Raw genomic sequence first — 26,897 nt, forward strand, 5'->3', positions numbered from 1 at the left:
AGTGCTTCTACAATCAAAACATCTTGGCTGAAAACAGCATGTGCTTCATTAAGCTTTGCACGCTAACCGTGCAGAACGGGTGTAAATCTTCCTGACATATGCGAAGCTGAAACGGAAACCTTCGACACCGCTTAATTAGGACCATCCGATGGTGGGCAGGTTTACGAGGCGGGGATTGGCGGGACTGACTGCGGCAGCGGTCTGGAGCACCGCCCGCACGCCGGGTCATGCGGAGTTGCCCAGCACGAATGTCGCCACCGTGGGACGGGGGCCGTGCCTGGGCGAATGGATCGCCTTCCGCGAACGCTTCGTGGCAGCCAATGGCCGCGTCGTGGATACCGGCAACGGCGGTATCTCCCATTCCGAGGGCCAGGGCTGGGCCATGTTGATGGCGGAAGCGCATGACGACCGCGCCACCTTCGACCGCCTCCTGACCTGGACCCAGCGGAACCTGCGCCGCTCCGGCGACTCGCTCTACGCCTGGCGCTGGGTGCCCAACCGCGTGATAGCAGTCGAGGACACCAACAATGCCAGCGACGGCGACCTTTTCATCGCCTGGGCACTGGCCCGTGCGGCGCGCCGTTGGCAAAGGCCGGAATTGCGGCAGCTTTCCTCCGCCATCTGCGCCGACCTGGCCCGGCTCTGCGTCCGCCAGGTGGATGGCCGCACCCTGCTGCTGCCAGCCTCCTTCGGCTTCGAGCATCGCGACGCCGTCGTCGTGAACCCATCCTACTATGTCTTTCCCGCCCTCGCCGACCTCGCCGGGACCGCTCGGTCGGGCGGCCCCTGGATGAACCTCTACGAGGATGGGCTGACGCTGCTGCGGGATGCGCGCTTCGGCCGCTGGGGCCTGCCGGCGGACTGGCTGCGCCTGTCCCGGCACGGCGGCCCCCCTTCCCCGGCGCCGGGCTGGGCGCCGCGCTTTTCCTATGACGCCATGCGCGTGCCGCTCTTCCTGGCCTGGGGAGGACTGTCACTGGAGCCCGCGGCCCGCGCCGCCGTCGATTTCTGGACCACGCCGGCCCATCCCTATCAGCCCGCCTGGACCGAGTTTTTAGGCGACAGGCCAGCCCCCTATCCGCTCGGCACGGCACATCGCGCCATCGCCCGTCTGGCGGCGGCGACCACCCCGGGGCCAGTGGCCCTGCCGGGTGTGGCGGAGGCGCAGGACTATTACGCAGCGGCGCTGACCGTCCTCTCCCATATCGCCCTGGAGGAACGGCTCCCGCTGACCAGTTGAGCGGAGGGCCGCGTATCACGCCCGCCTTGTGGAATGGCCGCCCCGGCGTCAAAAACCGCAGCAAAGGCTTTATCGTCAGGATCGTAATGCCAGCCGCCGCCGACGAACGGCTCCCTCTGTCAGACATTCCGCCGCCATGATTCAGCCTTGGGCGGCACGGCGTGGTGCCCGGCGAGGCTGGTTGGGCAGCACCTCTCTCTCCCGCCGCTTCGGCCCGGCCGCCCTCGGCTTGGCGGCGCTGCTTCTGGCCGGCGGTGTGACCGTGTCCCTGGCCATGGACCGCGCCGCGACAGAACGCCAGGCCCTGCGCGAGGTCGGACTGCTCGCCGATACCATGGCCGTCCAGGCCAGCGCGCTGCTGGGTGGGCTGGACCGGGCGGTGCTGGGCCTCGCGCAGCTCATGGCCAGCCAGGCACCGCCGGATGATGTCTCCCTGGCCCTCGCGACGCGGGAAAGCGCGTTACAGGACGGCGTGGTGCTGGCGGTGCTGAGGCCGGATGGCAGCATCGAATTCGCCACCGCCGCCGGGCACAGGCGGCTGGCCGGCCTCCAGCACGGCGCGGTGACAGCGGTGGCGGCGTCGCGGCAACTGACGCTGGGCACCCCACTCCGCAGTGTCAACGGGCCGGTCCTGCCATTGACGCAGCTTCTTCCCGACGACCGCGTCGTCCTGGCCCTGCTGCCGCTGCGGCTGCTGGAAGGGCTCTATGCCCAGCTGGACCTGGGCGCCGACCACATCGTCGCTCTCCTGGACCAGGATGGCCGGCTGGTGACACGCATCCCGGCCGCCCCGCCGGAGGCTGTGGGCCAGGACTTCCGAGACGCCGCCACCGTCGCCCTCGGGCCGCAGCCCCACCAGGGCTGGAACGGCCGGGTCGTCTCCCCCATCGATAACCAGCGCCGCTTCACCGCTTGGCGGCCGGTGCCGGGCTACCCTGCGGTTGTCGCCTTCGGCCGGGGCGACGACAGCGCCATGGTGCAATGGACCCGCCGCGCCTGGATGGGCGGCAGCCTGACCCTGCTGGCCATCGCCGCCGCCGGCCTCGGCATGCTGCTGGTCGGACGCGAGGCGCGGCGCCGCCTCGATGCCCAGGCCGCCGCGACGACGCGTCTGGAACAGCTGGCGCGCGGCTCCGCCGGCATCGCCGCCGTCTCGGAATTGCCAGCCCTGCTCAGCCATGTCAGCCAATTGACGCGGGAGGCGCTGCGCGCCCCCTTCGCCTGCGTCACCCTGCATGACGGCGACCGGCAGGAACAATCCAGCAAGCAGCAGGTCATCAATCTCGCGCCACGCCATGGACTGTCCGCCCCGATGCTGGACAGGCTGGAGCGCTGGGCCACCGACCGCGAACGTGCCGCCGAGGCGGCGCCGCGCATCTGGCCCGCCGGCGCCGACGGGCTGCCCGCCCGCGCCTGCATCGGCCTGCGGGACGAGCAGGGACAGCCCCTGGGCGCGCTATCCGTGGCCGCCGCGCCGGGCGACGAGGCAGGCTTCCAGGCCGATGAAGAGGCGATGCTGGCGCAATTCGCCCGGCTGGCGGAGATCGCCATCCGCAACCGCGGGCTGATCGCCGCCGCCCATCGCGCCGCCGAGGAAGCCGGCAGCGCGCGGGAGCGGGTGGAACGCCTGCTGGAGGCCGTCAGCGACGGTTTCGTGGCGCTCGACGCCAGCTGGTGCATCACCTACGCCAATACCGCCGCGCTGCGGCTGGCCGGGCGCACGCGGGAGGAGGTCCTCAGCCAGCCCATCTGGGACCTCTACCCCGAGCTGACGGAACTGGAGGTCTTCGAAAACCTGCAGACCGTCGCCTCGCGCGGCCAGCCGCTGGAGTTTGAGCAGCACCTGGAGGCGCCGCAGCGGTGGTTCGAGGCTTATGCCTTCCCCGCCGCCGACGGCGTGGCCGTCTTCTTCCGGGAGGTGACGGAAGCCCGCCGCAACCAGTATCGGATGCGACAGAGCCAGCGGATGGAGACCGTGGGCCGGCTGGCCGGCAGTGTCGCGCACGACTTCAACAACCTCCTCACCGTCGTCGCCGGCAATGCCGAGATGCTGGAGGAGGACCTGGAGCACGACCCCGGCGCCCGCCATGCCGCCGTGCTGATCCGCGACGCGGCCGAGCGCGGCCGCACGCTTGTGCGCCAGCTTCTGGCCTTCGCCGGCCATCAGCCGGAGGTGACGCCGCGCGAGGTGGCGCCGGAGGAGCTGGTGGACCGCCTGATGCCGCTGCTGCGGCGGCTGCTCGGCGCCAAGGTGCGCCTGGATGTCCGGAAGATGCAGCAGGATCTTCCCCGCCTGCGCCTGGTTCCCGAGCAGGCCGAGAACGCCATCATCAATCTTGCCGTCAATGCCCGCGATGCCATGCCGGACGGCGGCACGCTGACGCTGACGCTGGAGGCGGTGGAGCTGGATGCGGGGGCGCTACTGGAGGTGCCGGACGCACGGCCCGGCCGCTTCCTGCGCCTGACCGTCAGCGATACCGGAACCGGCATGACGCCGGAGGTGATGGCACACGCGCTGGAGCCCTTCTTCTCCACCAAGGGCGCCGATCATGGCGCGGGCCTGGGCCTGGTCAGCGTGAACAGCTTCGCGCGGGAGAATCGGGGGCTCCTGCAGCTGACCAGCATCCCCGGCCAGGGCACCGATGTCGCGCTGATACTGCCCGAGGCCTGGACGCCCGAGCCGGTGCCCGAGGCCATCGAGCCTCCCCTGCCCCGTGGCGATGAAAGCGTGCTGCTGGTGGAGGACGAGGCCGCCCTGCGGCAGACCCTGGCGCGGCAGGTCTCCGCGCTGGGCTATCGGGTCACGGCGGTGGAAGGCGGCCCCCAGGCGCTGGCGGCACTGGATGACGGGCTGCGCCCGGACCTGCTGCTGTCCGACGTCATCCTGCCCGGCGGCATCAGTGGCCCACGCCTGGCGCAATTGCTGCGGCAGCGGCTGCCGGCGATGCGTGTCCTGCTGATCTCCGGCTATGCCCTGCGTGAGATGGAGGAGGTGAACGGCATGCCGCTGCTCGCCAAGCCGCTCAACGGCGCGGTGCTGGCGCACCAGCTGAGGCAACTGCTGGATACCTCGCCCGCACATATCACGCTGAAATTTGGGGCGGAGCACACGCAGGGGTTGGTGTAACCGCGCAGCTTCGCTATCATTTCCTTCATGGACACCCTGTCCGCACCTTCGGCAGCCATGCCCCTGCCGTCCCAGGATCATCTCCCGGGCCAGGCGGGCGGGAGAACCGCTTTGCTGCTCGTCGAGGACGACCAAGCCCTGGCCGAGACCCTCGGCCGTGCGCTGGAGCGGGATGGCTTCTCCGTGCAGATCGCCGGCAGCATGAGCGCCGCCCGCGCCGTCGGCCTCTCCAGCGCCCGCGTCGTTCTGATCGACCTCGAACTGCCGGACGGCAATGGCCTGAACATGGTCCGGGAGCTGGCCGGCCGCCGGGACCGCGGCATCGTCATCCTCAGCGGCCGGGACTCGGAGGTCGACCGCGTGCTGGGCCTGGAGCTTGGCGCGGATGACTTCCTGACCAAGCCTTTCTCGATGCGGGAAATGACCGCCCGTGTCCGCGCCGTCCTGCGCCGGCTGGATGAACCGGAGCAGACCGGCGGCGAGTTGCTGGAAGCCGCCGGCGTGGTGCTGGACCCCAATCGCCAGCGCCTGCTGGGGCGGGATGGCGTGGAACGCCGCCTGACGGGGGCCGAGGCCGGGCTGCTGAGCATCATGCTCCAGGCGCCGGACCGGGTGGCAGACCGCGAGATCGTGGCCCAGCAGGTACTGGGCTATGCCCTGCAACCGCAGCAGCGCGGCGTGGACCAGTTCGCTTCCTCCCTGCGGCAGAAGCTGCAACAGGTCTCCGGCGGACGCATCCAGATCACCGCGGTGCGCGGGCGCGGCTATCGCCTGGTATGGTAATGTCGGCCACCGTTCCCTATCCGACCCTGGAACGGATACCGCAGACCGACATCCCCGCTTCGGTCGCCGATAGCGATCTCTCCCGCCAGAGTCTCCGGCTCCTGGCGGCATTGCGCCGGCACCACGCGCCCAGCGCCGATCACTCCATTCGCGTCGCCACCGTGCTGCTGGCCATGTCCAGTTGCGCCGGCACGACGCTGGGGGACCCGGCGCTGATCGTGGCGACGGGGTTGATGCACGACCTCGGCAAGCTTTTCCTGCCGGCTTCGCTGCTCAGCGCGCCCCGTGGCCTGAGCCGGCCGGAACTGGAAGCCATCCGCGCCCATCCGGTGACGGGCGCCGAGACCCTGGCCGCGCTCCGGTTCCCGGAGGAGGTGATCCTCGTCGCGCGGGATCATCATGAGCGCTGGAACGGCGGCGGCTATCCCAGCGGCCGGCCGGGCAAGATGCTCTCGCCGCTAGCGCGCGCCGTCTCCGTGGCGGATGCCTTCGTCGCCATGATCGAGCCGGGCCGCGCCTATCGTCCGCGCCTGACGGTGGCCGAAGCCCTAGCCGAGGTGGAAGCCTGCTCCGGCACCCAGTTCGACCCCCGTTTCGCCCAGTTGCTGGTGCAGGGCCTGGGTCCTGCCTTCCGCCAGGAGCTGGGGCTGGATGCCGCCCCCGGCCGCTGGAAGCCCCGCGCGGGAGAGGGATTGCTGCTGTCCCACCGCCTGGAACACGCGCTGCGGCTGCCACCCTGCCCCTGGTAGGCGGTGCGCGACTTGCCTGCGCCCCTGCGGCGCCGCAGGTTGTCGCGGGAACCGCCATAGGGAGACAGAACCACATGACTGAAAGCAAGATCGCCGTCGTCACGGGCGCCGGCAGCGGCATCGGCCGCGCCGCCGCGCTGGCGCTGCTGGGCGCGGGCTGGAGCGTCGCGCTGGCCGGCCGCCGGGCCGATGCCTTGCAGGCCACCATCGAGGCCGCCGGGCCGGACGGTGCCCGCTGCCTGGCCGTGCCGACCGATGTGGGCGACCCTGCCTCGGTCGATGCATTGTTCCGGGCCGTGCAGCAGAAGTGGGGCCGCTGCGACCTGCTCTTCAACAATGCGGGCCGTGGCAGCCCCGCCGTGGATTTCGACGAGATCGCGCTGGAGGACTGGTTCGGCACCGTGGCCGCCAACCTGAACGGCGCCTTCCTCTGCGCCCAGGCGGCCTATCGCATGATGAAGCACCAGAACCCGCGCGGCGGCCGCATCATCAACAACGGCTCCATCAGCGCCCATGCGCCGCGGCCCTTCTCGGCGCCCTATACGGCGACCAAGCATGCCATCACCGGCCTGACCAAGTCGCTGAGCCTGGACGGCCGCCAGTGGGACATCGCCTGCGGCCAGATCGACGTCGGCAATGCCGCCACCGAGATGACGGAGCGCATGTCCAAGGGCGTGCCGCAGGCCAATGGCACGATGATGGTGGAGCCGCGCATGAATGTGCGCCATGTCGGTGAGGCCGTGCTGCACATGGCCTCCCTGCCGCTGGACGCCAATGTGCAGTTCATGACGATCATGGCGACCCAGATGCCCTTCGTGGGCCGCGGCTGAGAGCGGGGAACGGGGGGGCGCGGGAGCCGCTCCCCCCGGCATCAGGGGAATTGGGGCAGGCAAGACAGGCACTGCCCCATTCCTGACGCCTGAAGATCCCGCAGCCAGGCCACATGGAGCTATGCCTGGGACAGGCTTGGTAACCCAAGCTGAAGCGGAGCAGCAAAAACTACAACTTAGCAGATTTATAATATTTTCCATCGTCTCAGATGAAAACGCAAGCGGGTTCCAAGCATTACCCTGGCACATCCGGCGCTTCTATTCGCCGGCAAGAACAGGGAGACCAGTATGCGAGCCAGCACGACGACCATTGCACTTGCCGCCGCCCTTCTCGTCGCCCCGGCTGCCATGGCGCAGTCTCAACAGGGCACGACGGGCGCCGCGCCAAGCCAGGGCACCATGGCCCCGGCCACTCCCGGCACTGGCACAGGCACCACCACCGCGCCCGGCATGAACCCGCCGGCCACCGGCACGCCGATGGGCACGACCAATAATACCGGCGCCACCGGCAGCGACAGCCGCCCGCCGACCACGACGACCCCCGCCGCCGGCGCCAACAGCTTCACCGAGAGCCAGGCGCGCCGCCGCATCGAGGAAGCCGGCTACACCGATGTGAAGGAGCTGCGGAAGGACGACCAGGGCGTGTGGCGCGGCCGCGCCATGCGTAACGGCACGGAGGCCAGTGTCGGCCTCGATTTCCAGGGCAAGGTGGTCACCGGGGATAGCGCGGCGCGCTGAGGCGCGCCCGCTCCGCCACCCGCGACCCCTTTCAGAAAAGGCAGAACTCCATGCAGGACAAGATCATCACCCGGATGTTCGACACCCGCGAGCACGCGCTCGCCGCGGTGCGCGATCTGGAAGCGGCTGGCTTCTCACATGACGATCTCGGCATCGTCGCGAGCAATGCCGACAACACCGGCCTGACGGATACGACCGCCACGCATCACGACGCGGCCGACAAGACCACGTCCGGCACCGGCATCGGCGCCACGCTGGGCACCCTGGTCGGCGGCGGCGCTGGCCTAGCGGCCGGCCTGGGTGCCATCGCCATCCCCGGCATCGGCCCAATCGTCGCGGCCGGCGCGCTGGTGGCGGCGCTGACCGGCGCGGGTGCCGGCGCGCTGGCGGGAGGCCTGGTGGGCAGCCTGACCGGCCTCGGCGTCAGCGAGGCCGATGCCCCCATCTATGCCGAAGGCGTGCGCCGGGGTGGCAGCCTGGTGACGGTGCGGACCAATGATGCCCGCGCGGCGGAAGCCGAGAGCATCCTGGCGCGGCACAACCCGGTCGATATCCGCAACCGCGAGGCCGATTACCGCGCCAGCGGCTGGGATGGCTACAAGGATGACGTGGCGACGGACCGCGACAGCGTGACCCGTAACCCCACTCCTGTCGCCGGCTCCATCAGCGACCCGCTGGCGCCGGGCGGCATCCCGCATCCGCGCGTCTGACGGTCCGGCGGCATCCCGCCGCCGCCCCTGAAACAGGAAAGCCCCGGACCAGTGCCGGGGCTTTTCATGTGTGGACCGGTATCGCCGTCCCGGGCTACCGCGCGCGGGCGATGCAGAATTCCACCACTGCCGCCAGCGCGCGCTTCTCCGCATTGTCGGGGAAGTCCCGTAGCGCGGCGATGGCCGTGGCGCCGTATTCCCGCGCGCGGGCGATGGTATCAGCCAGAGCGTCATGCTTCTCCATCAGGGAGAGGGCGTGCCGGAGATCCGCTTCCTCCTCCTGCTGACGCTCCTCCAGCACGCGGCGCCAGAAGGTCTTCTCCTCCGCATCGCCGCGCTGAAAGGCCAGCAGCACCGGCAGGGTGATCTTGCCCTCGCGGAAGTCGTCGCCCACCGTCTTGCCCAGCGTCGCCTGCTCGGCCGAATAATCCAGCGCGTCATCCACCAGCTGGAAGGCGATGCCGAGGTTGCGGCCGTAGCTGTCCAGCGCCTCGGCCTCGCATTGCGGGCGGTCGGCCACCACGGCGCCGACGCGCGTGGCGGCGGCGAAGAGCGCGGCGGTCTTACCCTCGATCACGTCCAGATACTGCGCCTCGGTCGAGGCGGTGTCGTTCTGGATGACCAGCTGCAGCACCTCGCCCTCGGCGATGGTGGCGGAGGCACCGCAGAGGATGCGGAGCACCTCCAGGGAGCCGTCCTCCACCATCAGCTCGAAGCTGCGGGCGAACAGGAAATCGCCCACCAGCACGCTGGCCTGGTTGCCGAAGACGGCATTGGCGCTGGCCCGCCCGCGCCGCAGGTCGCTCTCATCCACCACGTCGTCATGCAGCAGCGTGGCGGTATGGATGAACTCGACGCAGGCGGCGAGCCGCACATGCCGGTCGCCGCGATAGCCGCACATCCGTGCCGCCGCCAGCGTCAGCAAGGGCCGCAGGCGTTTGCCGCCGGCCGCGATCAGATGCGCGGCCAGTTGCGGGATCAGCTGCACCGGGCTCTGCATCCGCGCCAGGATCTGCCGGTTGCAGGCATCCAGATCCTCCCGCACCAGGGCGACCAGTGCGGTCAGCGCATCCTCCCCGGTGGTGGACGGGGCTTGTACGGCGGGGGAACTCACGCGGGCATTGACCTCTTCGCTGCGCGGGCACCATAGCCAGCGGGGTCCCCGCCAGCAAGCCAGCGTCCAGGGCCTGGTTTCTGAAATCACATCAAGGAGTTGCCGAGGCTATGCGGCTGCCGACGATCATCGCCCCGGGCGAGGCGACCGAGGACACGCTGCTCGGCGGCCGGGTGAAGCTGTGCCAGCCGCGCCAGGGGCTGCGCGCCGGGCTGGACGCAGTACTGCTGGCCGCCGCCATCCCCGCCAGGCCCGGGCAGACGGTGCTGGAAGGGGGCTGCGGCAGCGGCGCCGTCTTCCTCTGCCTCCTGGCTCGCATGCCTGATCTGCGTGTGCTGGCGGTGGAACGCGAGCCTGATCTGGCGGAGCTGGCCCGGCATAATGCGGCGCTGAATGGCTGGGCGGACCGGGTAACGGTGCTGGAGGGCGATATCGCCGACCCCGCCCTGCTGCGCGGCCAGCCGCGCCCGGACCATGCCTTCGCCAACCCCCCCTACTGGCCCGGCGGCACCGCGCCGCCCACCCGGCTTCGTGCCGGCGCCACTCATGCCGGCACCGGTCCGGGGCTGGAGGACTGGGCCGATGCCCTGGCGGCACCGCTGGCGCATAAAGGCACTCTGACCTTCGTGCTGCCCGCCGCCCGCTTCGCCGAGGCCGCCATTGCCCTGCGCGGTGCCCGCTGCGGCGGCGTCTCCCTGCTGCCGCTCTGGCCGCGCGCGGGGCAGCCGGCGCGGCGCGTGCTGGTGCAGGCGCGCAGGCATGGCCGCCAGCCCGACCACCTGCATCCCGGCTTGGTGCTTCATGACGAGTCCGGCTGGACCCGGGATGCCGAGGCCGTGCTGCGCGGGGCGGCCCCGCTGGCGATGCGCGAGGCCTAAGCGCGCCCGCGCCCTTAGCGGCGCCGCTTGGCGTAGATAACGCCGAGGCCGAGCAGCGCGATGCTGAACAGCATCAGCGAGGCCGGCTCCGGCACCGGCTCCGGCTTGGCCGATCCTTCCACGAAGCGGCCAAAGGCGAAGCCGTTCGCGCCGGCGGCGGCGTGGATGGTGAAGCCGAGGACATCATCCCCCAGCCAGCCGAAGAACTTCGCCCCACCCATGCCATCGATGGACTGGGAGATCTTGGTGCCATCGTCCAGCAGGACATCGACGACATAGATGCCAAAGGCATTCGGCTCGATCTCCAGCCCGAACCCGGTGAGGTCGGCACCGAGATTGACGGAAAGCGTATCGCCAAAATAGGCGAAGACGGTGCCGGTATAGCCACCTGACCAGCTGGACCAGCTTGTGCCCACCGTGCGCTTTTGCACCGGGGCGCTGAAGCCAAGCGCCGTATTACCCAGCAGGGAGAGGCTTGAGGTGGTGGTGAAGTCATCCCCGTTGAAATTCGTCGTCTCGGTGAAGGCGCCGGCGGCTGCCTCCCAGGTGGCGCGGCTGGTTTGGACCGCAGCGGCCTCAGCCATACCGATCGTGCCCAGGCTCAACGTTCCAGCAGCGACCGCGGCAACAAGGGCTTTCTTCAGACCGACAGACATCGGCACCTCCACTCAGAATTACTGTGGTGCAGCCTGGAGCAACAGCCGTGCCAGCCTAAAAAATCAAATATTTATAGTGCGTTAACGATGATCATCAGCATCATTTTCCGGGACGTGTAAAAATTCGTTTGACGTTACATATACGTCGCGAAATTTACAGGAATGTCACGCCGAAGCTCTTTACGGCCCTGCTGATGGGCCGGAGACTGGGTGCCATGTCCAGCCTCTCCACGCGTCTCGACCGCTGCCTCCAATCGCTTCCACAGGCCTTTCCCGGTCCGGGTGGCGCGGTGGCGGTGCTGCGGCAGGGCGAGGTGCTGCTGCGCCATGGCTGGGGTTGGGCCAATGCCGAACGCCGCATTCCCTTCACGCCTCGGACGCTCTTCCGCATCTGCTCCATCAGCAAGCAGTTCACCTGCGGCCTCCTGCTGGACAGCTTCGCCGATCCCTCGGTGCTGGACGCCGATCTCCGCGCCCGCCTGCCGCTGCTGGAGGATGCCCCGCCCGGCCTGCTGCATCTCTGCCACAACCAGTCCGGCCTGCGGGACTACTGGGCCGTCGCCATGCTGCACGGCTCGCCGGTCGAGGCCCCCTTCGGCGACCCGGAGGCGGCGCGGCTGATTGCCGGCACACGCCGCCTGCATTTCGCGCCGGGCACGCGCTATTCCTATGTGAACCAGAATTTCCGCCTCATCAGCGACATCCTGCAGGAGCGGCTGGGGCGCGGCTTCGGTGAATTGCTGCGCGAGCGGATCTTTGCCCGCGCCGGCATGGAGACCGCCCTGCTGGCCGCCGATACCCGCGCGATGCCCGATGGCACCGAAGGCTACGAGGGCAGCCAGGCCGGCGGCTTCCGTGCCGCCGAGAACCGCATCCTCTGGACCGGCGACGCCGGCATCGGCGCCAGCCTGGACGACATGATCGCCTGGGAGCGCTTCATCGACGCGACGCGGGACGAGCCGGAGGGCCTCTACAACCGCCTCTCCGCCCCCACCGCCTTCGCCGATGGCAATCCCGCCAGCTATGGCTTCGGCCTCAGCCGCGGCACCGTGCTGGGCCGGCCCGTCACCGGCCATGGCGGCGCGCTGCGCGGCTGGCGCAGCCAGCGCCTGCATATGCCTTCCGAGCGGCTTTCGGTGGTGGTGCTGTTCAACCACCTCTCGGACCCCCATGCGGCGGCGCTGCGGTTGCTGGCCGCGGCCCTGGATGAAGACCTGCCCCCGGCCACCACGGCCGGCCTGCCCGCACCCACCTGGACCGGCGCCTATGTCGAGCCGGAGACCGGCCTCTCCGCGCGGGTGGAGGCCCTGCCGGAGGGCCAGGTTCTGCTGCGCTACGGCCATTCGCCGGAGAAGCTGGACCTGCAGGCCAATGGCACCGCCGCCGGCCCCGCCCGCACCCGCCTGCGCCCCGCCGGGGACGGGCTCTGGATGGAGCGCCCGCAGGAGAACCAGTCCAGCCGTCTCATCCCCGCCACCGGCGCCCCGGCGCTGGATGCCGCCGGCCGCTATCGCTGCGCCGAACTGGAGGCCGAGCTGACGGTCGAGGATGCCGGCGGCGCGCTCTATGGGGCCTTTTCCGGCTTCCTGGGCCAGGGGCGGATGGAGTTGCTGGACCCCATCGCGGCCGACCTCTGGGCCCTGCCCTGCCCACGCGCCCTGGATCACGCCCCGCCCGGCGACTGGACCCTGGCCTTCCGCCGGAATGGCGCCGGCCGGGTGACGGAGGTGGAGGTCGGCTGCTGGCTGGCACGGGGGCTGACCTACCGGCGCGCCTAGCGCCCGCATCCGCCCCGCCGCCACGGCGTTATCCCGGCATGGCCCTGCCCGAGACGCTGCTCTTCACCGATGACGGACGCTTCCCCAACTCGCCCCTCCCGCTGCTGCTCTACCGCGCCGCGCTGCCACCGGAGGCGGCGGCCATGGAAAGGGCCTTCGCCGCCAATGGCTGGTCCAACGCCTGGCGCGACGGCATCTTCGACTACCACCACTTCCACAGCATCGCGCATGAGGTGATCGGCATCGCCGCCGGTGAGGTGCAGGTCGCCTTCGGCGGCCCCTCCGGCCAGACGGTGCCGCTGCGGGCGGGCGATGTGGCCGTCATCCCCGCCGGGGTCGCGCATCGCAACATGGGTCAGAGCCCCGACCTGCTGGTCGTCGGCGCCTATCCCGGCGGCGCCGATTACGACATCCGCCGCGGCGACCCGGCCGAGCACGCGGCGGTGCTGCGCGCCATCACCGCCGTGCCGGTGCCGGAGGCCGACCCGCTGCTGGGCCGCCAGGACGGCCTCGACAGGATCTGGCGCGCCGCCCGGACCTGCTGAGGCCGGATACAGGATCTGCCCGCGCATGCGGGGATGCGGTAGGAATAGCCGATGCTTCTCCCCTCGCGCCGCCGCCGCCCTTTCCTGCATCTGCGGCGAAACAGCCGGGCCCCGGTCTGGGTATCCCTGCTCTGGCGCATCCTGCTGGTGCTGGTCCTCATCGCCATCGCCGTCGCCATCCAATGGATCGACCGGAGCGGGTTGAGGGACAATGTCGACGGCGAGGTCAGCTTCGCCGACATCATCTATTTCACCATGATCACCATCACCACGGTGGGCTATGGCGACATCGTCCCGGTCACGACGCGCGCGCGGCTCTTCGACGCCCTCCTGCTGACTCCGATCCGCCTCTTCCTGTGGCTGATCTTCCTGGGCACCGCCTATGACTTCGTTCTGAGACATCTCTGGGAGAAATGGCGCATGGGCATGATCCAGCGGAACCTGCGCGGCCATACCGTGGTGGCGGGGCATGGCACCAGCGGGGCGGAGGCCGTGAGCGAGCTGCTGCGGCGTGGCACCTCCCCGGATTCCATCGTCGTCGTCGACCCCCGCACCCTGGCGTTGGAAGCCGCCGCCGCGCGCGGCCTGGCGGTGCTGGAGGGCGACGCCACCCGCAATGCCACGCTGGAGGCGGTGCAGATCAACCGCGCCGCCTCGCTGATCGTCTCCGCCGGGCGGGACGATACCTCGGTCCTGATCGTGCTGACGGCCCGCCGGCTGGCGCCGCATGTACCGATCAGCGTGGTCATCCGCGCCGAGGACAACGAGCCACTGGCCCGGCAGGCCGGCGCGGATACCGTCATCAATCCCGCCAGCTTCGCGGGACTGCTGCTGGCGGGCTCCACCAACGGCCGGCATATCGCCGCCTACCTCGCGGACCTGGCCTCCGCCGGCGGCAGCATCTCGCTGCGCGAACGGCAGGTGACGCCGGACGAGGTCGGCCGGCCATTGACGGCGATCCAGACCGGCCTGGGGGTGCGGGTGTACCGGAAGGACCGGTATTTCAGCTTCTCCGACCCGGAAATCCGCAGCCTGCAGCCCGGCGACACGATCGTGGAGATCGTCTCCCACCGGGAATGAGATGGCCGGGCGCCCCTGGGCGGCCCCGGGCCGGCGTTGCGCCCGTCCCGCCCCTGTTCTACCAGTCGGCTCCTGCTCCTCCGGCAAACGGGTGCTGACCACGGCATGGCCTCTTCCCTCATAGATCCGGATTCGCTGCTGCAAGTGGCGGACAGCCACCGCGCCGCGCGCGACTGGCTGGCGGCGGCCGAGGCTTATCGCCAGTTCGTGATCCTGCGTCCGGATGCCTGGCAGATCCTGGTCCAGGAAGGCCATTGCCTGAAGGAAGCCGGCCATGTGGCCGAGGCCCTGGCCCGCTACCGCGATGCCGAGGTCCATGCGCCCGAGGATGCCGACCTGCAGGTGCAGATCGGCCATGCCCTGAAGGTGCTGGGCCGCTGGCGGGATGCCGCCCGCACCTATGCCCGTGCTGCCGCCATGGCGCCCGGCAACCGCGACGCCCGGCGCGAGGCCGATGCCACCGCCGAATGGCTGACGGGGCCGGAGGTCGAGGCCGCCGACCGCGCGGTGCTGGCGGGCGACGAACCTGGCTGGAGCCTGCCGGCCGAGCCTGTGGCGAAGACCCAGATCAACCTCGTCTTCGACATCACGGATGTCCTTCTCTACTTCAACGACCGCCGCACGCCCACGGGCATCCAGCGCGTGCAGATCGGCATCGTCTCCCGCGCCCTGGCCGGGGCGCCGGCGGGCATGGGCATCACCCTCGCCTGCTTCGACCTGCGGGAACGCTGCTGGCGGGCGGTGGACCGCAACGGCTTCCTGCGGCTCTGCAACCTCGCCGCCTCCGGCTCCGACCCCGCCGATGGCGACTGGACGCGGCTGCGCGACGCCATGCGGCGGCGCGTGAACAACATGCCGCCGCTGCGGTTCCCGCGCGATGCGCTGCTGGTCAATCTCGGCAATTCCTGGAGCATGCCGGATTACTTCCGCGTGCTGCGGATGGCGCAGCGGGAGAGCGGGCTGCGCTACGTGCCCTTCGTGCATGACTGCGTGCCGTTGATCGTGCCGGAACACTGCCTGAAGCCGCTGGTGCAGGACTATGTGCGCTGGTTCGGCGCGCTGAGCCTGCATGCCCATGGGCTGCTCTGCAATTCCGAGAATACGCGCCGCGATACCGAGCGCTTCATCGAGGCATTGCTGCCCGGCACCACCCCGCCTGCCCATGTGGTGCGGCTGGATGCCGATCCGCGCGGGCTGCTCCCGCCTCCCGGCCCGGCGGCGGAGACCAGCCTCGCCGCGTTGCGCCAGATCCGGGAGGGCGAGAGCTTCGCCCTGTTCGTGGCCACGCTGGAGAGCCGCAAGAACCACCTGCTGGTCTTCACGGGCTGGCTGAACCTGATCCGCAAGCACGGGCCGCAGGCGGTGCCGCGGCTGGTCTGCGTCGGCAAGCCCGGCTGGCATGCCGAGGCGGCGATGAACCTGCTGCGCAACGCACCGGAACTGCAGGGCCATGTGCTGCTGATGCCGCAGGTCTCGGATCAGGAGCTGGACGCGCTCTACGACCGCTGCGCCTTCACCGTCTATAACAGCTACTACGAAGGCTGGGGCCTGCCGATCACTGAGGCGCTGGCGCATGGCAAGATCGTCGTCACCCCCGCGCATTCGGCGCTGACTGAGGCCGGTGGCGATGCTGCCCTCTATTTCGCCCCGCAGAGCCTGCCGGAACTGACCGCCACGCTGGAACGGCTGATGCTGGACCCAGACTACCGCGCGGCGCGGGAGGCAGTGGCGCGGCAGAAGGGCCGCCCGCGCAGCTGGGACGCCGTGCGGGACCACGCGCTGGAGGCGCTGGGTGCTCTGGCCGCCCGCCCGGCGCAGCCGGCGCTGGACCGCGTGGCGCTGGAACTCGGCCGCCGCTACGGCCTGCAACGCCAGGACAATACCGAGCTGGCGCTGGAACCCGTGATGGCCGACCTGGTGCGGGAAGGCCCGGGCTGGTACCCGCAGGAGGATTGGGGCGTCTCCTGCGCCGCCGGCATCGCCACCCTGCGCCTGCCGCTGCCGGACGGGGCCGCCGGCGCGCCGCTGCGCCTCTACCTGGAGATGGAGGCCCCCGCCCGGGCCATGGAGATCGGGCTGCGCTTCAGCAGCGACGGGGGTCCGGCCACGCTGTTCACGCTGCCCTTCCGGGCGGAGGAGAGCGCCACCTGCGTCTTCGACCTGCCCGCCACCGCCGCCCATGTGCTGGAAGCGGAAATCGACAGCGGCGAAGGGCTCCACGCTCTGCGGCAGGGCGAGGCCAGGCGCCTCGGCATCGGGCTGCGCGGCTTCATGCTGTGCCGGCAGGACGACCACCTCGCCCGGCTGGCCTTCCTGGAAAACCTGAACTTCGCAAGCGTGAGGCCGGAGTGAGCGAGATGACATCCCTTTCAGGTGCGCATGTGCTGGTCACCGGAGCGGCGGGCTTCATCGGCGCCCATCTGTGCCACCGCCTGCTGGCCGAGGGCGCGCGCGTCACCGGCTGCGACAACCTCAACCCCTACTACGACCCCGCGCTGAAGCAGGCGCGGCTGGACGGGCTGCGGCCGAATCCGCAATTCTCCTTCCATCAGCTGGAGCTTTCCGAAGCCGGCGCGCTCTCCGGCCTTTGGCGCGGTGCGAAGCCGGACTATGTCGTGCATCTCGCGGCACAGGCCGGCGTGCGCTATTCCATCGAGAATCCGCGCGCCTATGCCGCCGCCAATCTCGATGGCTTCCTGGAGGTGCTGGAGGCCGCGCGGGAGACGCCGGTGCGTCACCTCGTCTATGCCTCCTCCTCCTCGGTCTATGGCGCCAATACCAAGGTGCCCTTCAGCGAGCGGGACGCGGTGGAGCAGCCGGTCTCCCTCTACGCCGCCACCAAGCGCGCGAATGAGCTGATGGCGCAGACTTATGCCCATCTCTACCGTATCCCCGCCACGGGCCTGCGCTTCTTCACGGTCTATGGCCCGCTGGGCCGGCCGGACATGGCCTATTGGAGCTTCACGAAGGCGCTGTTCTCCGGCGCGCCGATCACGGTCTTCAACCACGGCCAGCTCTGGCGCGACTTCACCTATATCGACGAGATCGTCGAGGCCATCGCCCTCCTGGCCACGCGCCCGCCCGCCGAGCCTGACGAACCCGGCCGCGTCGCCCCCGCCACGCCGCACCGCATCTTCAACATCGGCAATGACACGCCGGTGAAGGTGGATGATTTCCTGGCGATCCTGGAGAAGCTGACGGGCCGCAAGGCGAACCGGCGCGACCTGCCGATGCAGCCCGGCGATGTGGAGCGCACCTGGGCCGATGTCTCCGCCCTCCGCGCCGCCATCGGCTTCGCGCCCCGCACGCCGCTGGAGGAAGGTCTGCGGCGCTTCGTCGAGTGGTTCCGGCAGTACCACCAGATCCGCTAGGCGCTTCCCTTCCGGCGGACCCCGCTCAACCCGCGCCGACCAGCTCCGCCTGTGCCGTCCGGCCGGCGGGCATGGCCGGGTCGAAGCGGACCACCGTGTCGCAGATCTCCAGCGCCGCGGCCCGGTGCGTGACGATCAGCGCGCCACGCCCCTCCTTGGCCAGCCGCGCCCGGAGCCGTTGCAGGACCAGCGTCTCGGTCGCGGTATCCAGCCCCTCCGTCGGCTCATCCAGCAGCAGCCAGGGCGCGGGGCGCAGCAGGGCGCGGGCCAGTACCAGCCGGCGGCGTTCCCCGCCCGAGAGGCGCGCGCCATTCTCGCCCAGCCAGCAGTCCAGGCCGCCGGGCAGCCGCGCCACCCGCTCCTCCAGCGCCACGTCGCGCAGCGCGCGCCACATCTCCGCCTCGTCGGCCTCGGGCGCCGCGAGCAGCAGGTTGTCCCGCACGCTGCCCGCCAGCAGCGCCGCGTCCTGCGGCGCCAGGGAGAAGCAGCGGCGGGCGGCCCCGGCGTGCAACTCCGCCAGGTCCATGCCGCCCAGGCAGACCTGTCCGGGGCTGGGTTCGCGCAGATGCAGCAGGGTCTCCAGCAGGCTCGTCTTGCCGCAGCCGGAAGGGCCGACCAGCCCCGCCACCGTGCCTGGCCGCAGGAAGGCGGCCGGCGCCTTCAGGCCGATGGAAGGCGGGTAGGCCATCGTCCGGCCCGGCACCTGCTCCGCCGCCTCGTCCGGCCGCAGCATGGTCTCCAGCCGTGCCTCGGCCTCCCGCACGCTGCCCCGACGCTCCAGCGCGCGGATGAAGCCGGCGGCGCCGTCCACGGTCATGGCCGCGCCCAGGGCGGCCAGCGCCGCCATCGGCAGGTTGGCCGGGTCCGACAATGCCAGGGCCGCCACCGCCGCCGTGCCGGTCATCCCGGCCTGCAGCAGCTCGAACCAGCCGGAGCCGGCCGTCGCTTGCCGCTGCGCCAGGGCCAGGTCGCCGCTGCGGCTCGCCGCGCGATCCGCGGCCCATCCCTCCAGCCCATAGGCCCGCAGTTCCGGCGCGGCGGAGAGCAGCATGGCCAGCTCGTCCTTCAGCCGGCCGGCGGCGCGCTGGGCCTCCCGCCCCCGTTCCTCCAGCCGCAGGGAAAGCCGCCACGCGCCCGCCACCGCCAGCGCCAGCGCCAGCGCGGCGGCCAGGGCCGGCCCGACGCCCGCCAGCAGCAGCAGCGCCACGCCCGAAAGCAGCGAAGCCAGCATCCCCCAGCGGGCGGAGCGCCGCACCAGGTCGGCTTCCAGCGCGTCCACATCGCCCACCAGCCGCGCCGTCGCCTCTCCGGTGGAGAGGGCCAGCGCGGTGGCGGGGGGCGAAGCCGCCAGCCCCCGGAACAGCGCCGGGCGCAGCCGCGCCAGCGCCCGCAGCGCCGCGTCATGCCCCACCAGCCGCTCGCCATAGCGGCTACCGGTGCGGATGATGGCCAGCAGGCGGATGACGGCGCTGGGCAGCATGTAGTTGAAGGCCATGACGGCGGCCTGCCCGGCCAGGCCCGCCAGCGCGGCGGCGGTGATGAACCAGCCGGAAAGCCCCAGCAGCACCACGGAGGCGATGGAGACCAGCGCGGCGAAGAGGCCGGCCAGGATCAGGCGCGGCCGCTGGCGCGCGCATTCGGCGGCGAGGATATGGCGAAGCGGCGTGGACATCTGGCGTCAATCCAGTCGGATGACGGCATCGGCCATGGCGGCCAGCCGTTCGGAATGCGTGGCGATCAGGGTGGTGCGGCGGCCCTCCCAGGCGGCGCGGCGGATCGTCTCGATCAGCGCGACCTCGGCGGCGGCGTCCAGGTGCGCGGTGGGCTCGTCCAGCAGCAGGATGGGTGCCGGCTTCAGCAGGGCCCGCGCCAGCGCGATCCGCCGCCGCTCGCCACCCGAAAGCCCGCTGCCGCGCTCATCCAGCCGCGCGTCCAGCCCTCCCTGCCTCCCGCGCAGCAGCGCGCCCAGCCCGGCCTGCTCGGCCGCCTCGGCCAAGGCCTCTAGCGGTGCGTCGCGCCGGGCCAGGGCGATATTCTCGCCCAGGCTGCCGGGGATGATCAGCGGCGCCTGCCCCATCCAGGCAATGGACGGCGCGAAGGACCCGGCCTCGGAAAGCGCCAGCCCGTCCACCAGCACCTCGCCCTCCGTCAACGGCGCCAGGCCCAGCAGCAGGTTCAGCACGGTGCTCTTGCCGGCGCCGCTGGGGCCCATCAGCGCCACCACCTGCCCAGGGCGGACATGCAGATTGAAATCGGACAGGGCCGGCCGGTCCTCGCCGGGATAACGGACGGTCACGCCCTGGAAGAGTATCTCGGGCGCCCGGTCCAGGACCGGCGCCGCGCCAGTGGGGGCGCGGGCGAGATCCTCCAGCACCATCAGCCGGTCGGCCGCCACCTCGGCCGCCTGCTTCTCGTGATAGGCGGCGGCCAGGCGGCGCATGGGCGCGTAGAATTCCGGCGCCAGCGCCAGCACGAAAAAGGCGCGGGTCAGGTCCAGCTTCTCCGGCACCGGGAAAGGCAGCAGGCCCAGCAGGTTGAAGCCGGCATAGACCGCTACCAGCGCCACGGAGAGCGCGGCGAAGAATTCCAGCGCGCCGGAGGAGAGGAAGGCGATGCGGAGCACGCCCACGGTGCGCCGCCGCAGCTCATCGGCCGCGCGGCCCAGCCGGCCGGCCTCCCGCTCCTCGGCCCCGAAGGCCAGCAGCACCGGCAGCGCGCGCACGCGGTCGGCGAAGAGTTCGGACAGGCGCGAGAGGGCTGAGAACTGCCGCCGCTGCGCATCCGCCGCCGCGCCGCCGGCCAGGGCCAATGCCAGGACGAAGGGCAGCAGCGTGAAGAGCAGGATGGCAGCACTGACCGGACTGGCCCAGGCCGCCGCCAGCAGGATGATGAAGGGCACCAGCGCCGCAGCGTGCCGGGCCGGCAGGAAGCGGGCGAGGTAGCCGTCCAGCGCCTCCACCTCATCCACCGAGGCATGCAGCAGGGCGCCGGTGGCCGGCCGCTGCCCCGGCGGGATGGCGAGGCTGGCCACCACCACCCGGCGGCGCAGCGCCGTCTTGGCGCGCCGCGCGGCCTCCGCCCCGGCGCGGATCGAAAGCTTGCCCAGCAGCCCCCGCGCCAGCGCCGCGCCCAGGCCCAGCAGCAGCCAGGGCACCAATGGCGCCAGCCCCTGCTCCGGCACCGCCGCCAGGGCATTCAGCCCATAGGCCAGCGCGGCGGCGAAGCCGATGGCCGCCAGCCCGTCCAGGCAGAGCAGGCCGGAAGCCACGGCGTTCCAGCGTCCCCCCTCGCGCGATGCGGTCCGGAGCCAGGCGCGGCGCCGGGCGGTGGTCTGCTTGTCGGGGGTGGGCTGGGACATGGCGGAGACATAGGCGCGGCGGCCTCGCAATGCCTTGATCAAGGTCAAGGCGGTGCCGGGCAACTGCACGTAACAAGCGCGCCGAGCAAACCGCGCCCTTGTCCGGTGCGGCGCTGCAACGGCGGAGCAAGCCATGGATCCCGGTGTCGTCGACCTATCACGACTACAGTTCGCGCTGACAGCGCTGTATCACTTCCTTTTCGTGCCCCTGACCCTGGGGCTCGCCTTCATGCTCGTCATCATGGAGAGCGTCTACGTGATGACGGGGCGCCAGATCTGGCGCACCATCACGCAGTTCTGGGGCACGATCTTCGGCATCAACTTCGTGCTCGGCGTCGCCACCGGACTGACGATGGAGTTCCAGTTCGGCACGAACTGGTCCTACTTCTCGCACTATGTCGGCGACATCTTCGGCGCCCCCCTCGCGATCGAGGGGCTGATGGCCTTCTTCCTGGAGGCCACCTTCGTCGGGCTGATGTTCTTCGGCTGGGACCGGCTGAGCAAGCTCGGCCACCTCTTCGCCACCTTCATGGTGGCGCTGGGTACCAACCTCTCCGCGCTCTGGATCCTGGTCGCCAATGGCTGGATGCAGAACCCCGTGGGCGCCGAATTCAACCCCGAGACCATGCGCATGGAAGTGGTGGATTTCGCGGCGGTGCTGCTGAACCCCATCGCCCAGGCGAAATTCGTGCATACCGTCAGCGCCGGCTATGTCATCGCCTCCGTCATGGTGCTGGGCATCTCCGCCTTCTACCTGCTGAAGGGCCGGCATGTCGGCTTCGCGCGGCGCTCCATGGCGGTGGCGGCGGCCTTCGGCCTCGCCTCCTCCCTCTCCGTCGTGGTGCTGGGCGATGAGTCCGGCTACGCGCTGACCGACAACCAGAAGATGAAGCTGGCCGCCATCGAGGCTGCCTGGCACACCGAGCCTGCGCCCGCCGGGCTGACGCTCTTCGGCATGCCCAACCTCCAGGACCGGCGCACCGAATACGCCGTGAACATCCCCTGGGTGCTGGGCGTCATCGCCACCCGCAGCCTCGACAAGGAGGTGACGGGCATGTCCGAGCTGGTGCTGCTGGCGCAGGAACGCATCGCCTCCGGCCAGCAGGCCTATGGCGCGGTGGAAGTGCTGAAGCAGAACCCCGAGGACCAGGAAGCCCGCGCCGTCTTCGCGCAGCATGGCCGCAACCTCGGCTACGGGCTGCTGCTGAAGAACTACGTGGAAGACCCGCGTGACGCCACGCCCGAGCAGATCGAGCTGGCGGCCTGGGACACCGTGCCGAACGTGCCGCTGATGTTCTGGAGCTTCCGCATCATGGCCATGATCGGCTTCGCCATGATCGCGCTCTTCGCCACGGCCTTCCTGCTCTGCTCGATGCGCCGCTTCGACCAGCGCTGGTTCCTGTGGCTCTGCGTGGCCGCCATCCCGCTGCCCTGGATCGCGGCCGAGCTGGGCTGGATCATCGCCGAGATGGGCCGCCAGCCCTGGGCCATCGAGGGTGTGCTGCCCACCTTCCTGGGCGTCTCCTCCCTCTCCCGCACCTCGCTCTGGATCACTCTGATCGGCTTCACCGTGATCTACGGCACGCTGGCGGTGATCGAGGTGGGCCTGATCCTGCGCACCGTGCGCCGCGGCCCCTTCGCGGCGCATGAGGATCCGCAGCCCGAACCCGGCGCGCTGCCCGCGACGCCGATGACCGCCTGAAGGAGGACGGGTCATGGATTTCCCCTTCGACTACGCCGGCCTGCGGCTGATCTGGTGGGGGCTGATGGGCGTGCTGCTCATCGGTTTCGCCCTCACTGATGGCTGGGACCTCGGCGTCGCCGCCATGCTGCCCTTCGTCGCCCGCACGGATGTGGAGCGGCGGATGGTGATCAACACCGTGGGCCCGACCTGGGAAGGCAACCAGGTCTGGTTCATCCTGGGCGGCGGCGCCATCTTCGCCGCCTGGCCCTTCGTCTATGCCGTCAGCTTCTCCGGCTTCTACCTCGCGATGTTCGTGGTCCTGGCGGCACTGATCCTGCGCCCCGTGGGCTTCAAGTACCGCTCCAAGAAGCCCGATGCCGCCTGGCGCGCGCGCTGGGACTGGGCGCTGTTCATCGGCGGCTTCGTCCCCGCCCTGGTCTTCGGCGTGGCGGTCGGCAATGTGCTGCAGGGCGTGCCCTTCTGGCTGAACAGCGACCTGCGGGCCTTCTACGACGGCCATTTCCTTGGCCTCTTCACCCCCTTCACCCTGCTCTGCGGCCTGCTCTCGGTGGCCATGATCGTGCTGCACGGCGCGGCCTTCCTGAGCATCAAGGTCGAGCGCGGCCCGGTGCATGACCGCGCCCGCGCCTTCGGCACCGTGGCGGCCGTGCTCTCGCTGCTGCTCTTCGCCGCGGGCTGGGCCTTCGTGGCCTATGGCGACATGGGCTTCCAGCTGACCAGCGCGGTGGACCCGGCCGGCCCCTCCAACCCGCTGCGCTCCGGCACCGTCGCCGCGGCCGGCGCCTGGCTGGCCAACTACCAGACCTATCCCTGGATGATGATCGCCCCGGCGCTGGGCTTCGGCGGCGCCGCCCTGGCGCTGCTGGGCATCCGCGCGGGCTGGGAAGTGCCGGCCTTCGCCGGTTCCTCCCTCTCGACCCTCGGCATCATCAGCACGGTCGGGCTGTCGATGTTCCCCTTCATCCTGCCCAGCTCGGTGGACCCGGCCTCCAGCCTGACGGTCTGGAACGCCTCCTCCTCCCACCGCACGCTGTTCATCATGCTGGTGGTCACCGTGGTCTTCCTGCCGCTGATCCTGGCCTATACCGCCTGGGTCTACCGGGTGCTCTGGGGCCGCGTGACCAGCCGCGACGTCGCCGAGAACCCCCACTTCTACTGAGGAGACAGGACCATGTGGTATTTCGCCTGGATACTGGGCCTCGGCCTGGCGGTGAGCTTCGGCGTGCTGAACGGCATCTGGCACGAGTTCCACCTGCCGCAGGAGGATGACGAGGCGCATCCCGCCTCCCACTGACCTCCCGCGCCGCGGCGGCCCCGGCCGCCGCGGCCACCCCGCCATGCGCTGCCGGCGGGTCCGATCTTCAAGACACGCCCCCCTTGCCCCGCTATAATGGCGGGCCGATCAGCCGGGGGGGGTGTTCGATATTTCGCGTCCATGCAACGACTGTAAGGTTCGCGACCAGTCTCTCTGCAGCAGCCTGAGCGACGAGGAACTGAGCAGCCTCAACAGCATCGGCCATAACCGCAAGCTGGAACGTGGCCAGACGCTGCTCTGGGCAGGGGACGAGGCTGCGCTCTGCGCCAACCTCCTCGAGGGGGTGCTGAAGCTCAGCGCCACCCTGCCGGATGGGCGGGAGCAGATCGTCGGCCTGCTCTACCCCGCCGATTTTGTCGGCCGTCCCTTCTCCGAGCAGGCCGAGCACACCGTCACGGCACTGACCGATGCCGAGCTTTGCGTCTTCCCCCGCAAACCCTTCGAGGAAGCGCTGGAGGAGCACAGCCGGATGGAGCGGCTGCTGCTGCGGCGCACGCTGGCGGCGCTGGACGAGGCCCGCAACCGCATGCTGATGCTGGGCCGCAAGACGGCCGAGGAGAAGGTGGCGAGCTTCCTGCTCGACATGGCGCTGCACCTGGGGAAGCCGGAGAGCCGCCCGGGGACGCCGGTCACCTTCGATCTGCCGCTGACCCGCGCGCAGATGGCGGATGTGCTGGGTCTGACGATCGAGACCGTCAGCCGCCAGATGACGCGGCTGAAGCGCGCCGGGCTGATCGACCTGCCCTCCGGTCGCCTGGTGACCATCCTCGACCGCGATGCGCTGGAGGAACGGGCCGAGGCCGCCTGAGCGGCCGGCGCGGCGGCCTCAGGGCTCCTGCAGGCTGCCCAGGGACTGGATCAGGATGCCGGCCGCGCGGCCGGAGAGACGCTGCCGCGCCAGCACCAGGATAGCCAGCTCCTCGAAGGCCATGGCGCGGCGGCAGCCGTCGAAAAAGCAGCGAAGCATATAGCCCATCGCCTCGGCTCCGATCGGGAATCCTTCCGGCCGGGCGGCCTGCAGCGCACAGCTCAGGTCCCGCGCATGCATCTCGTCCTGCGCGTGATGCCACCGGATACGCGCCAGCAGGCCACGCTCCAGCGGCGTGCTTCCCTGGCCGCGCAGCAGCGACGACAGGAAGGCATCCTCGCGCTGCTGATGCCGGCCCATCAGCGATTGCAGATCCCGGATCACCGCCTGCCGCTCCTCCGCGGCCGGCTGGCGCGGCAGGTCATCCGCGATCCGCTCCAGCCGGTCGCACAGGTTCCGCAGCGCCGCATGTTCCTCGGCCAGGACGCGGACCCGTTGCTCGAACTCGTCCCGCCAGCCGTCACAGAGCCGCAAGACCCGGCCCTCCTGCTGCGCTGTTTCCACCATCATTGCTCCTCCTGCCGCATCATCGTTAGCGGCACGGGGCATGGGCGGCATTGACACCGGTCAATCAAACATGCCGCCGTTGCGCTGGATCAAGGCGCCTCCGGTGCTGCGGGCGCAGCATCGGGCGATGGACGAATGGAATGACGCGGTCCAGGACCGCAGCCTGCTGGCCCTCGCCGAGGCGCGGGTGCCCCGCTACACCAGCTACCCCACCGCGGCGCAATTCGGCCCTGTGCTGGAAACGGATTACCGCGTCTGGCTGCGCGAAGGCATCGCTCCCGGCGACACGCTTTCCCTCTACGTGCATATCCCCTTCTGCCGGGATCTCTGCCTCTACTGCGCCTGCCATACCCGCCCTACCCGTTCGGCCACCCGCATCGCCAACTACGCGGAAGCCCTGCTAGCAGAAGCCGGGTTGCTGGCGGATGCGCTGCCGCCACATGCCGGCGTCTCCCATCTGCATCTCGGCGGCGGCACGCCCACCGCGCTCGGCGCGGAGGGGCTGCGCGCGCTGCTGGATGTGCTGCGCCGCCGCTTCCATCTCCGCGATGACGCGGAACTCGCCATCGAGCTGGACCCGCGCGTGCTGGATGCCGGCATGGCGGCGGCCCTGGGCGAGATGGGCTTCACCCGCGCCAGCCTCGGCGTGCAGGACATCGCGCCGGAGGTGCAGGCGCGCATCGGCCGCCCCCAGCCCAAGGAACTTGTGGCACTGGCGGTACGGCGGCTGCGCGAGGCCGGGATCGCCGGTATCAATATCGACCTGATGTATGGCCTGCCCGGCCAGACCACCGCGCATGTGGAGGCCAGCACGCGCTTCGCGGGGGAACTGGGCGCAGACCGTGTCGCCGTCTTCGGCTACGCGCATGTGGCCTGGATGCGGCCGCACCAGAAAGCGATCGATGCCAGCCTGCTGCCCGGCGTCACCGCGCGGCTGGAACAGGCGGAACGCGCAGAGTCCATCCTGTGCGAACTGGGCTACGAAGCCCTGGGCCTGGATCATTTCGCGCGGCCGGAGGACCCGCTGACCGCCGCAGCGCGCGAGGGCACCCTGCGCCGCAACTTCCAGGGTTATACCACGGACTGCGCGCCGGTCCTGCTGGGCCTCGGCACCTCCGCCATCGGCCAGCTTCCCGGCGGCTTCGCCGGCAACGAGCTGGATGAACGCCGTTACCGCGAGCAGATCCTCGGCGGTCATCTGCCGGTGGTGCGCGGCGCCGCCGTGACCGCGGAGGACCGGCTGCGCGCCCTGCTGATCGAACGCCTGATGTGCGACTTCGCGCTCGACCTCAACGCCGTGGTGTCAATGGATGCAGCGGCAGAAATGATCCTTCGCGATTCGCTGCATCGCATGGAGCCTCTGCTTCAGCAGGGCCTGGCGCGGCTTGATGGCGCGATGCTGCGGGTCACGCCGCGCGGGCGGCGCTTCGTGCGTCAGGTCGCGGCCTGCTTCGACGCCTATCTGGCCCCGGCGGCACAGCGACATTCCGCAGCGGTATGATCCTGATCAAAGACTGACGCGAAAAGGCGCCCTATGCGTCTCCA

23 protein-coding genes are annotated in these 26,897 nt (G+C 70.4%); 18 read left to right on the plus strand and 5 right to left on the minus strand.

Annotated elements, in window-relative coordinates; genetic code table 11:
* The first annotated feature begins 175 nt into the window (after positions 1-175).
* The 7 genes from IAI58_RS12515 (at position 176) to IAI58_RS12545 (ending at position 8,177) form a co-directional block, all read left to right on the plus strand.
* A complete protein-coding gene (locus IAI58_RS12515; RefSeq protein WP_237182204.1) occupies positions 176-1,240 on the plus strand; it encodes a family 8 glycosyl hydrolase in 1,065 nt (354 codons plus the stop codon).
* A 181-nt stretch (positions 1,241-1,421) separates the two neighbouring features.
* Positions 1,422-4,367, plus strand: a complete 2,946-nt coding sequence (locus tag IAI58_RS12520) for an ATP-binding protein (RefSeq protein WP_207445468.1) — start codon at positions 1,422-1,424, stop codon at positions 4,365-4,367.
* Between the two features lie 111 nt (positions 4,368-4,478).
* The gene (locus IAI58_RS12525; protein ID WP_207445467.1) at positions 4,479-5,150 is read left to right on the plus strand and encodes a response regulator transcription factor; all 672 of its coding nucleotides are present in this window, start codon (positions 4,479-4,481) and stop codon (positions 5,148-5,150) included.
* A complete protein-coding gene (locus tag IAI58_RS12530; RefSeq protein ID WP_207445466.1) occupies positions 5,150-5,899 on the plus strand; it encodes an HD-GYP domain-containing protein in 750 nt (249 codons plus the stop codon). Before IAI58_RS12525 ends, IAI58_RS12530 begins: the two co-directional genes overlap by 1 nt.
* A 74-nt stretch (positions 5,900-5,973) precedes the next feature.
* On the plus strand, positions 5,974-6,729 hold the full coding sequence (locus IAI58_RS12535; RefSeq protein ID WP_207445465.1) for an SDR family oxidoreductase: 756 nt from the start codon (positions 5,974-5,976) through the stop codon (positions 6,727-6,729).
* Between the two features lie 288 nt (positions 6,730-7,017).
* Positions 7,018-7,467: a hypothetical protein gene (locus IAI58_RS12540; protein WP_207445464.1), complete on the plus strand. Its 450-nt coding sequence runs from the start codon at positions 7,018-7,020 to the stop codon at positions 7,465-7,467.
* A gap of 50 nt (positions 7,468-7,517) precedes the next feature.
* Positions 7,518-8,177 carry a hypothetical protein gene (locus IAI58_RS12545; RefSeq protein WP_207445463.1) on the plus strand — a complete coding sequence of 220 codons (660 nt, stop codon included), beginning with the start codon at positions 7,518-7,520 and terminating at the stop codon, positions 8,175-8,177.
* 94 nt (positions 8,178-8,271) lie between these two features.
* Here the strand turns inward: IAI58_RS12545 and IAI58_RS12550 are convergent, their stop codons facing one another.
* Entirely contained in the window at positions 8,272-9,291 is a 1,020-nt protein-coding gene (locus IAI58_RS12550; RefSeq protein ID WP_207445462.1) for a polyprenyl synthetase family protein, read from the minus strand.
* 110 nt (positions 9,292-9,401) lie between these two features.
* On the opposite strand from IAI58_RS12550, the gene IAI58_RS12555 reads away from it, so the two are divergent.
* The gene (locus IAI58_RS12555) at positions 9,402-10,169 is read left to right on the plus strand and encodes a tRNA1(Val) (adenine(37)-N6)-methyltransferase (protein ID WP_207445461.1); all 768 of its coding nucleotides are present in this window, start codon (positions 9,402-9,404) and stop codon (positions 10,167-10,169) included.
* 14 nt (positions 10,170-10,183) lie between these two features.
* On the opposite strand, the gene IAI58_RS12560 is transcribed toward IAI58_RS12555, so the two are convergent.
* Complete coding sequence (locus IAI58_RS12560; RefSeq protein ID WP_207445460.1) at positions 10,184-10,825, minus strand: PEP-CTERM sorting domain-containing protein; 642 nt, start codon at positions 10,823-10,825, stop codon at positions 10,184-10,186.
* A gap of 215 nt (positions 10,826-11,040) precedes the next feature.
* On the opposite strand from IAI58_RS12560, the gene IAI58_RS12565 reads away from it, so the two are divergent.
* The 5 genes from IAI58_RS12565 (at position 11,041) to IAI58_RS12585 (ending at position 17,599) form a co-directional block, all read left to right on the plus strand.
* The gene (locus IAI58_RS12565) at positions 11,041-12,603 is read left to right on the plus strand and encodes a D-aminopeptidase (protein WP_207445459.1); all 1,563 of its coding nucleotides are present in this window, start codon (positions 11,041-11,043) and stop codon (positions 12,601-12,603) included.
* A gap of 38 nt (positions 12,604-12,641) precedes the next feature.
* A complete protein-coding gene (locus IAI58_RS12570) occupies positions 12,642-13,148 on the plus strand; it encodes a cupin domain-containing protein (protein WP_207445458.1) in 507 nt (168 codons plus the stop codon).
* Between the two features lie 51 nt (positions 13,149-13,199).
* The gene (locus IAI58_RS12575) at positions 13,200-14,228 is read left to right on the plus strand and encodes a potassium channel family protein (protein WP_207445457.1); all 1,029 of its coding nucleotides are present in this window, start codon (positions 13,200-13,202) and stop codon (positions 14,226-14,228) included.
* 105 nt (positions 14,229-14,333) lie between these two features.
* Complete coding sequence (locus IAI58_RS12580) at positions 14,334-16,580, plus strand: glycosyltransferase family 4 protein (RefSeq protein WP_207445456.1); 2,247 nt, start codon at positions 14,334-14,336, stop codon at positions 16,578-16,580.
* Between the two features lie 5 nt (positions 16,581-16,585).
* Positions 16,586-17,599 carry an NAD-dependent epimerase/dehydratase family protein gene (locus IAI58_RS12585; protein WP_207445455.1) on the plus strand — a complete coding sequence of 338 codons (1,014 nt, stop codon included), beginning with the start codon at positions 16,586-16,588 and terminating at the stop codon, positions 17,597-17,599.
* A 25-nt stretch (positions 17,600-17,624) separates the two neighbouring features.
* Here the strand turns inward: IAI58_RS12585 and IAI58_RS23295 are convergent, their stop codons facing one another.
* Both IAI58_RS23295 and cydD read right to left on the minus strand, forming a co-directional pair.
* Positions 17,625-19,271, minus strand: a complete 1,647-nt coding sequence (locus tag IAI58_RS23295) for an amino acid ABC transporter ATP-binding/permease protein (protein ID WP_272874766.1) — start codon at positions 19,269-19,271, stop codon at positions 17,625-17,627.
* 6 nt (positions 19,272-19,277) lie between these two features.
* The gene (gene cydD, locus IAI58_RS12595) at positions 19,278-21,005 is read right to left on the minus strand and encodes a thiol reductant ABC exporter subunit CydD (protein WP_237182203.1); all 1,728 of its coding nucleotides are present in this window, start codon (positions 21,003-21,005) and stop codon (positions 19,278-19,280) included.
* 85 nt (positions 21,006-21,090) lie between these two features.
* Here cydD and IAI58_RS12600 point away from each other — a divergent pair, with 85 nt between their 5' ends.
* From IAI58_RS12600 to IAI58_RS12615, 4 genes are all read left to right on the plus strand, one after another.
* On the plus strand, positions 21,091-22,659 hold the full coding sequence (locus tag IAI58_RS12600) for a cytochrome ubiquinol oxidase subunit I (protein WP_207445454.1): 1,569 nt from the start codon (positions 21,091-21,093) through the stop codon (positions 22,657-22,659).
* Positions 22,660-22,672: 13 nt separating this feature from the next.
* Positions 22,673-23,821, plus strand: coding sequence for a cytochrome d ubiquinol oxidase subunit II (cydB, locus tag IAI58_RS12605; protein WP_207445453.1), 1,149 nt, complete (start codon positions 22,673-22,675; stop codon positions 23,819-23,821).
* 12 nt (positions 23,822-23,833) lie between these two features.
* Positions 23,834-23,956 carry a cytochrome bd-I oxidase subunit CydX gene (gene cydX, locus IAI58_RS12610; protein ID WP_207445452.1) on the plus strand — a complete coding sequence of 41 codons (123 nt, stop codon included), beginning with the start codon at positions 23,834-23,836 and terminating at the stop codon, positions 23,954-23,956.
* 121 nt (positions 23,957-24,077) lie between these two features.
* Positions 24,078-24,785, plus strand: coding sequence for a Crp/Fnr family transcriptional regulator (locus IAI58_RS12615; RefSeq protein WP_207445451.1), 708 nt, complete (start codon positions 24,078-24,080; stop codon positions 24,783-24,785).
* An 18-nt stretch (positions 24,786-24,803) separates the two neighbouring features.
* Here the strand turns inward: IAI58_RS12615 and IAI58_RS12620 are convergent, their stop codons facing one another.
* Positions 24,804-25,355 carry a hemerythrin domain-containing protein gene (locus IAI58_RS12620; protein ID WP_207445450.1) on the minus strand — a complete coding sequence of 184 codons (552 nt, stop codon included), beginning with the start codon at positions 25,353-25,355 and terminating at the stop codon, positions 24,804-24,806.
* Between the two features lie 67 nt (positions 25,356-25,422).
* Between IAI58_RS12620 and hemN the strand changes: the two genes are divergently transcribed.
* Complete coding sequence (gene hemN, locus IAI58_RS12625; RefSeq protein WP_237182202.1) at positions 25,423-26,853, plus strand: oxygen-independent coproporphyrinogen III oxidase; 1,431 nt, start codon at positions 25,423-25,425, stop codon at positions 26,851-26,853.
* Positions 26,854-26,897: the final 44 nt, after the last annotated feature.

This window comes from Roseomonas marmotae, assembly GCF_017654485.1.
Taxonomy (GTDB): domain Bacteria; phylum Pseudomonadota; class Alphaproteobacteria; order Acetobacterales; family Acetobacteraceae; genus Pseudoroseomonas; species Pseudoroseomonas marmotae.

Coding starts and splice junctions, on each gene's coding strand:
- IAI58_RS12620 (WP_207445450.1), bottom strand. CDS start 25,355: ATGATGGTGGAAACAGCGCAGCAGGAGGGCCGGGTCTTGCGGCTCTGT.
- IAI58_RS12540 (WP_207445464.1), top strand. CDS start 7,018: ATGCGAGCCAGCACGACGACCATTGCACTTGCCGCCGCCCTTCTCGTC.
- IAI58_RS12535 (WP_207445465.1), top strand. CDS start 5,974: ATGACTGAAAGCAAGATCGCCGTCGTCACGGGCGCCGGCAGCGGCATC.
- IAI58_RS12585 (WP_207445455.1), top strand. CDS start 16,586: ATGACATCCCTTTCAGGTGCGCATGTGCTGGTCACCGGAGCGGCGGGC.
- IAI58_RS12575 (WP_207445457.1), top strand. CDS start 13,200: ATGCTTCTCCCCTCGCGCCGCCGCCGCCCTTTCCTGCATCTGCGGCGA.
- IAI58_RS23295 (WP_272874766.1), bottom strand. CDS start 19,271: ATGTCCACGCCGCTTCGCCATATCCTCGCCGCCGAATGCGCGCGCCAG.
- IAI58_RS12560 (WP_207445460.1), bottom strand. CDS start 10,825: ATGTCTGTCGGTCTGAAGAAAGCCCTTGTTGCCGCGGTCGCTGCTGGA.
- IAI58_RS12565 (WP_207445459.1), top strand. CDS start 11,041: ATGTCCAGCCTCTCCACGCGTCTCGACCGCTGCCTCCAATCGCTTCCA.
- IAI58_RS12530 (WP_207445466.1), top strand. CDS start 5,150: ATGTCGGCCACCGTTCCCTATCCGACCCTGGAACGGATACCGCAGACC.
- IAI58_RS12555 (WP_207445461.1), top strand. CDS start 9,402: ATGCGGCTGCCGACGATCATCGCCCCGGGCGAGGCGACCGAGGACACG.
- hemN (WP_237182202.1), top strand. CDS start 25,423: ATGCCGCCGTTGCGCTGGATCAAGGCGCCTCCGGTGCTGCGGGCGCAG.
- IAI58_RS12545 (WP_207445463.1), top strand. CDS start 7,518: ATGCAGGACAAGATCATCACCCGGATGTTCGACACCCGCGAGCACGCG.
- cydX (WP_207445452.1), top strand. CDS start 23,834: ATGTGGTATTTCGCCTGGATACTGGGCCTCGGCCTGGCGGTGAGCTTC.
- IAI58_RS12580 (WP_207445456.1), top strand. CDS start 14,334: ATGGCCTCTTCCCTCATAGATCCGGATTCGCTGCTGCAAGTGGCGGAC.
- IAI58_RS12600 (WP_207445454.1), top strand. CDS start 21,091: ATGGATCCCGGTGTCGTCGACCTATCACGACTACAGTTCGCGCTGACA.
- IAI58_RS12570 (WP_207445458.1), top strand. CDS start 12,642: ATGGCCCTGCCCGAGACGCTGCTCTTCACCGATGACGGACGCTTCCCC.
- cydB (WP_207445453.1), top strand. CDS start 22,673: ATGGATTTCCCCTTCGACTACGCCGGCCTGCGGCTGATCTGGTGGGGG.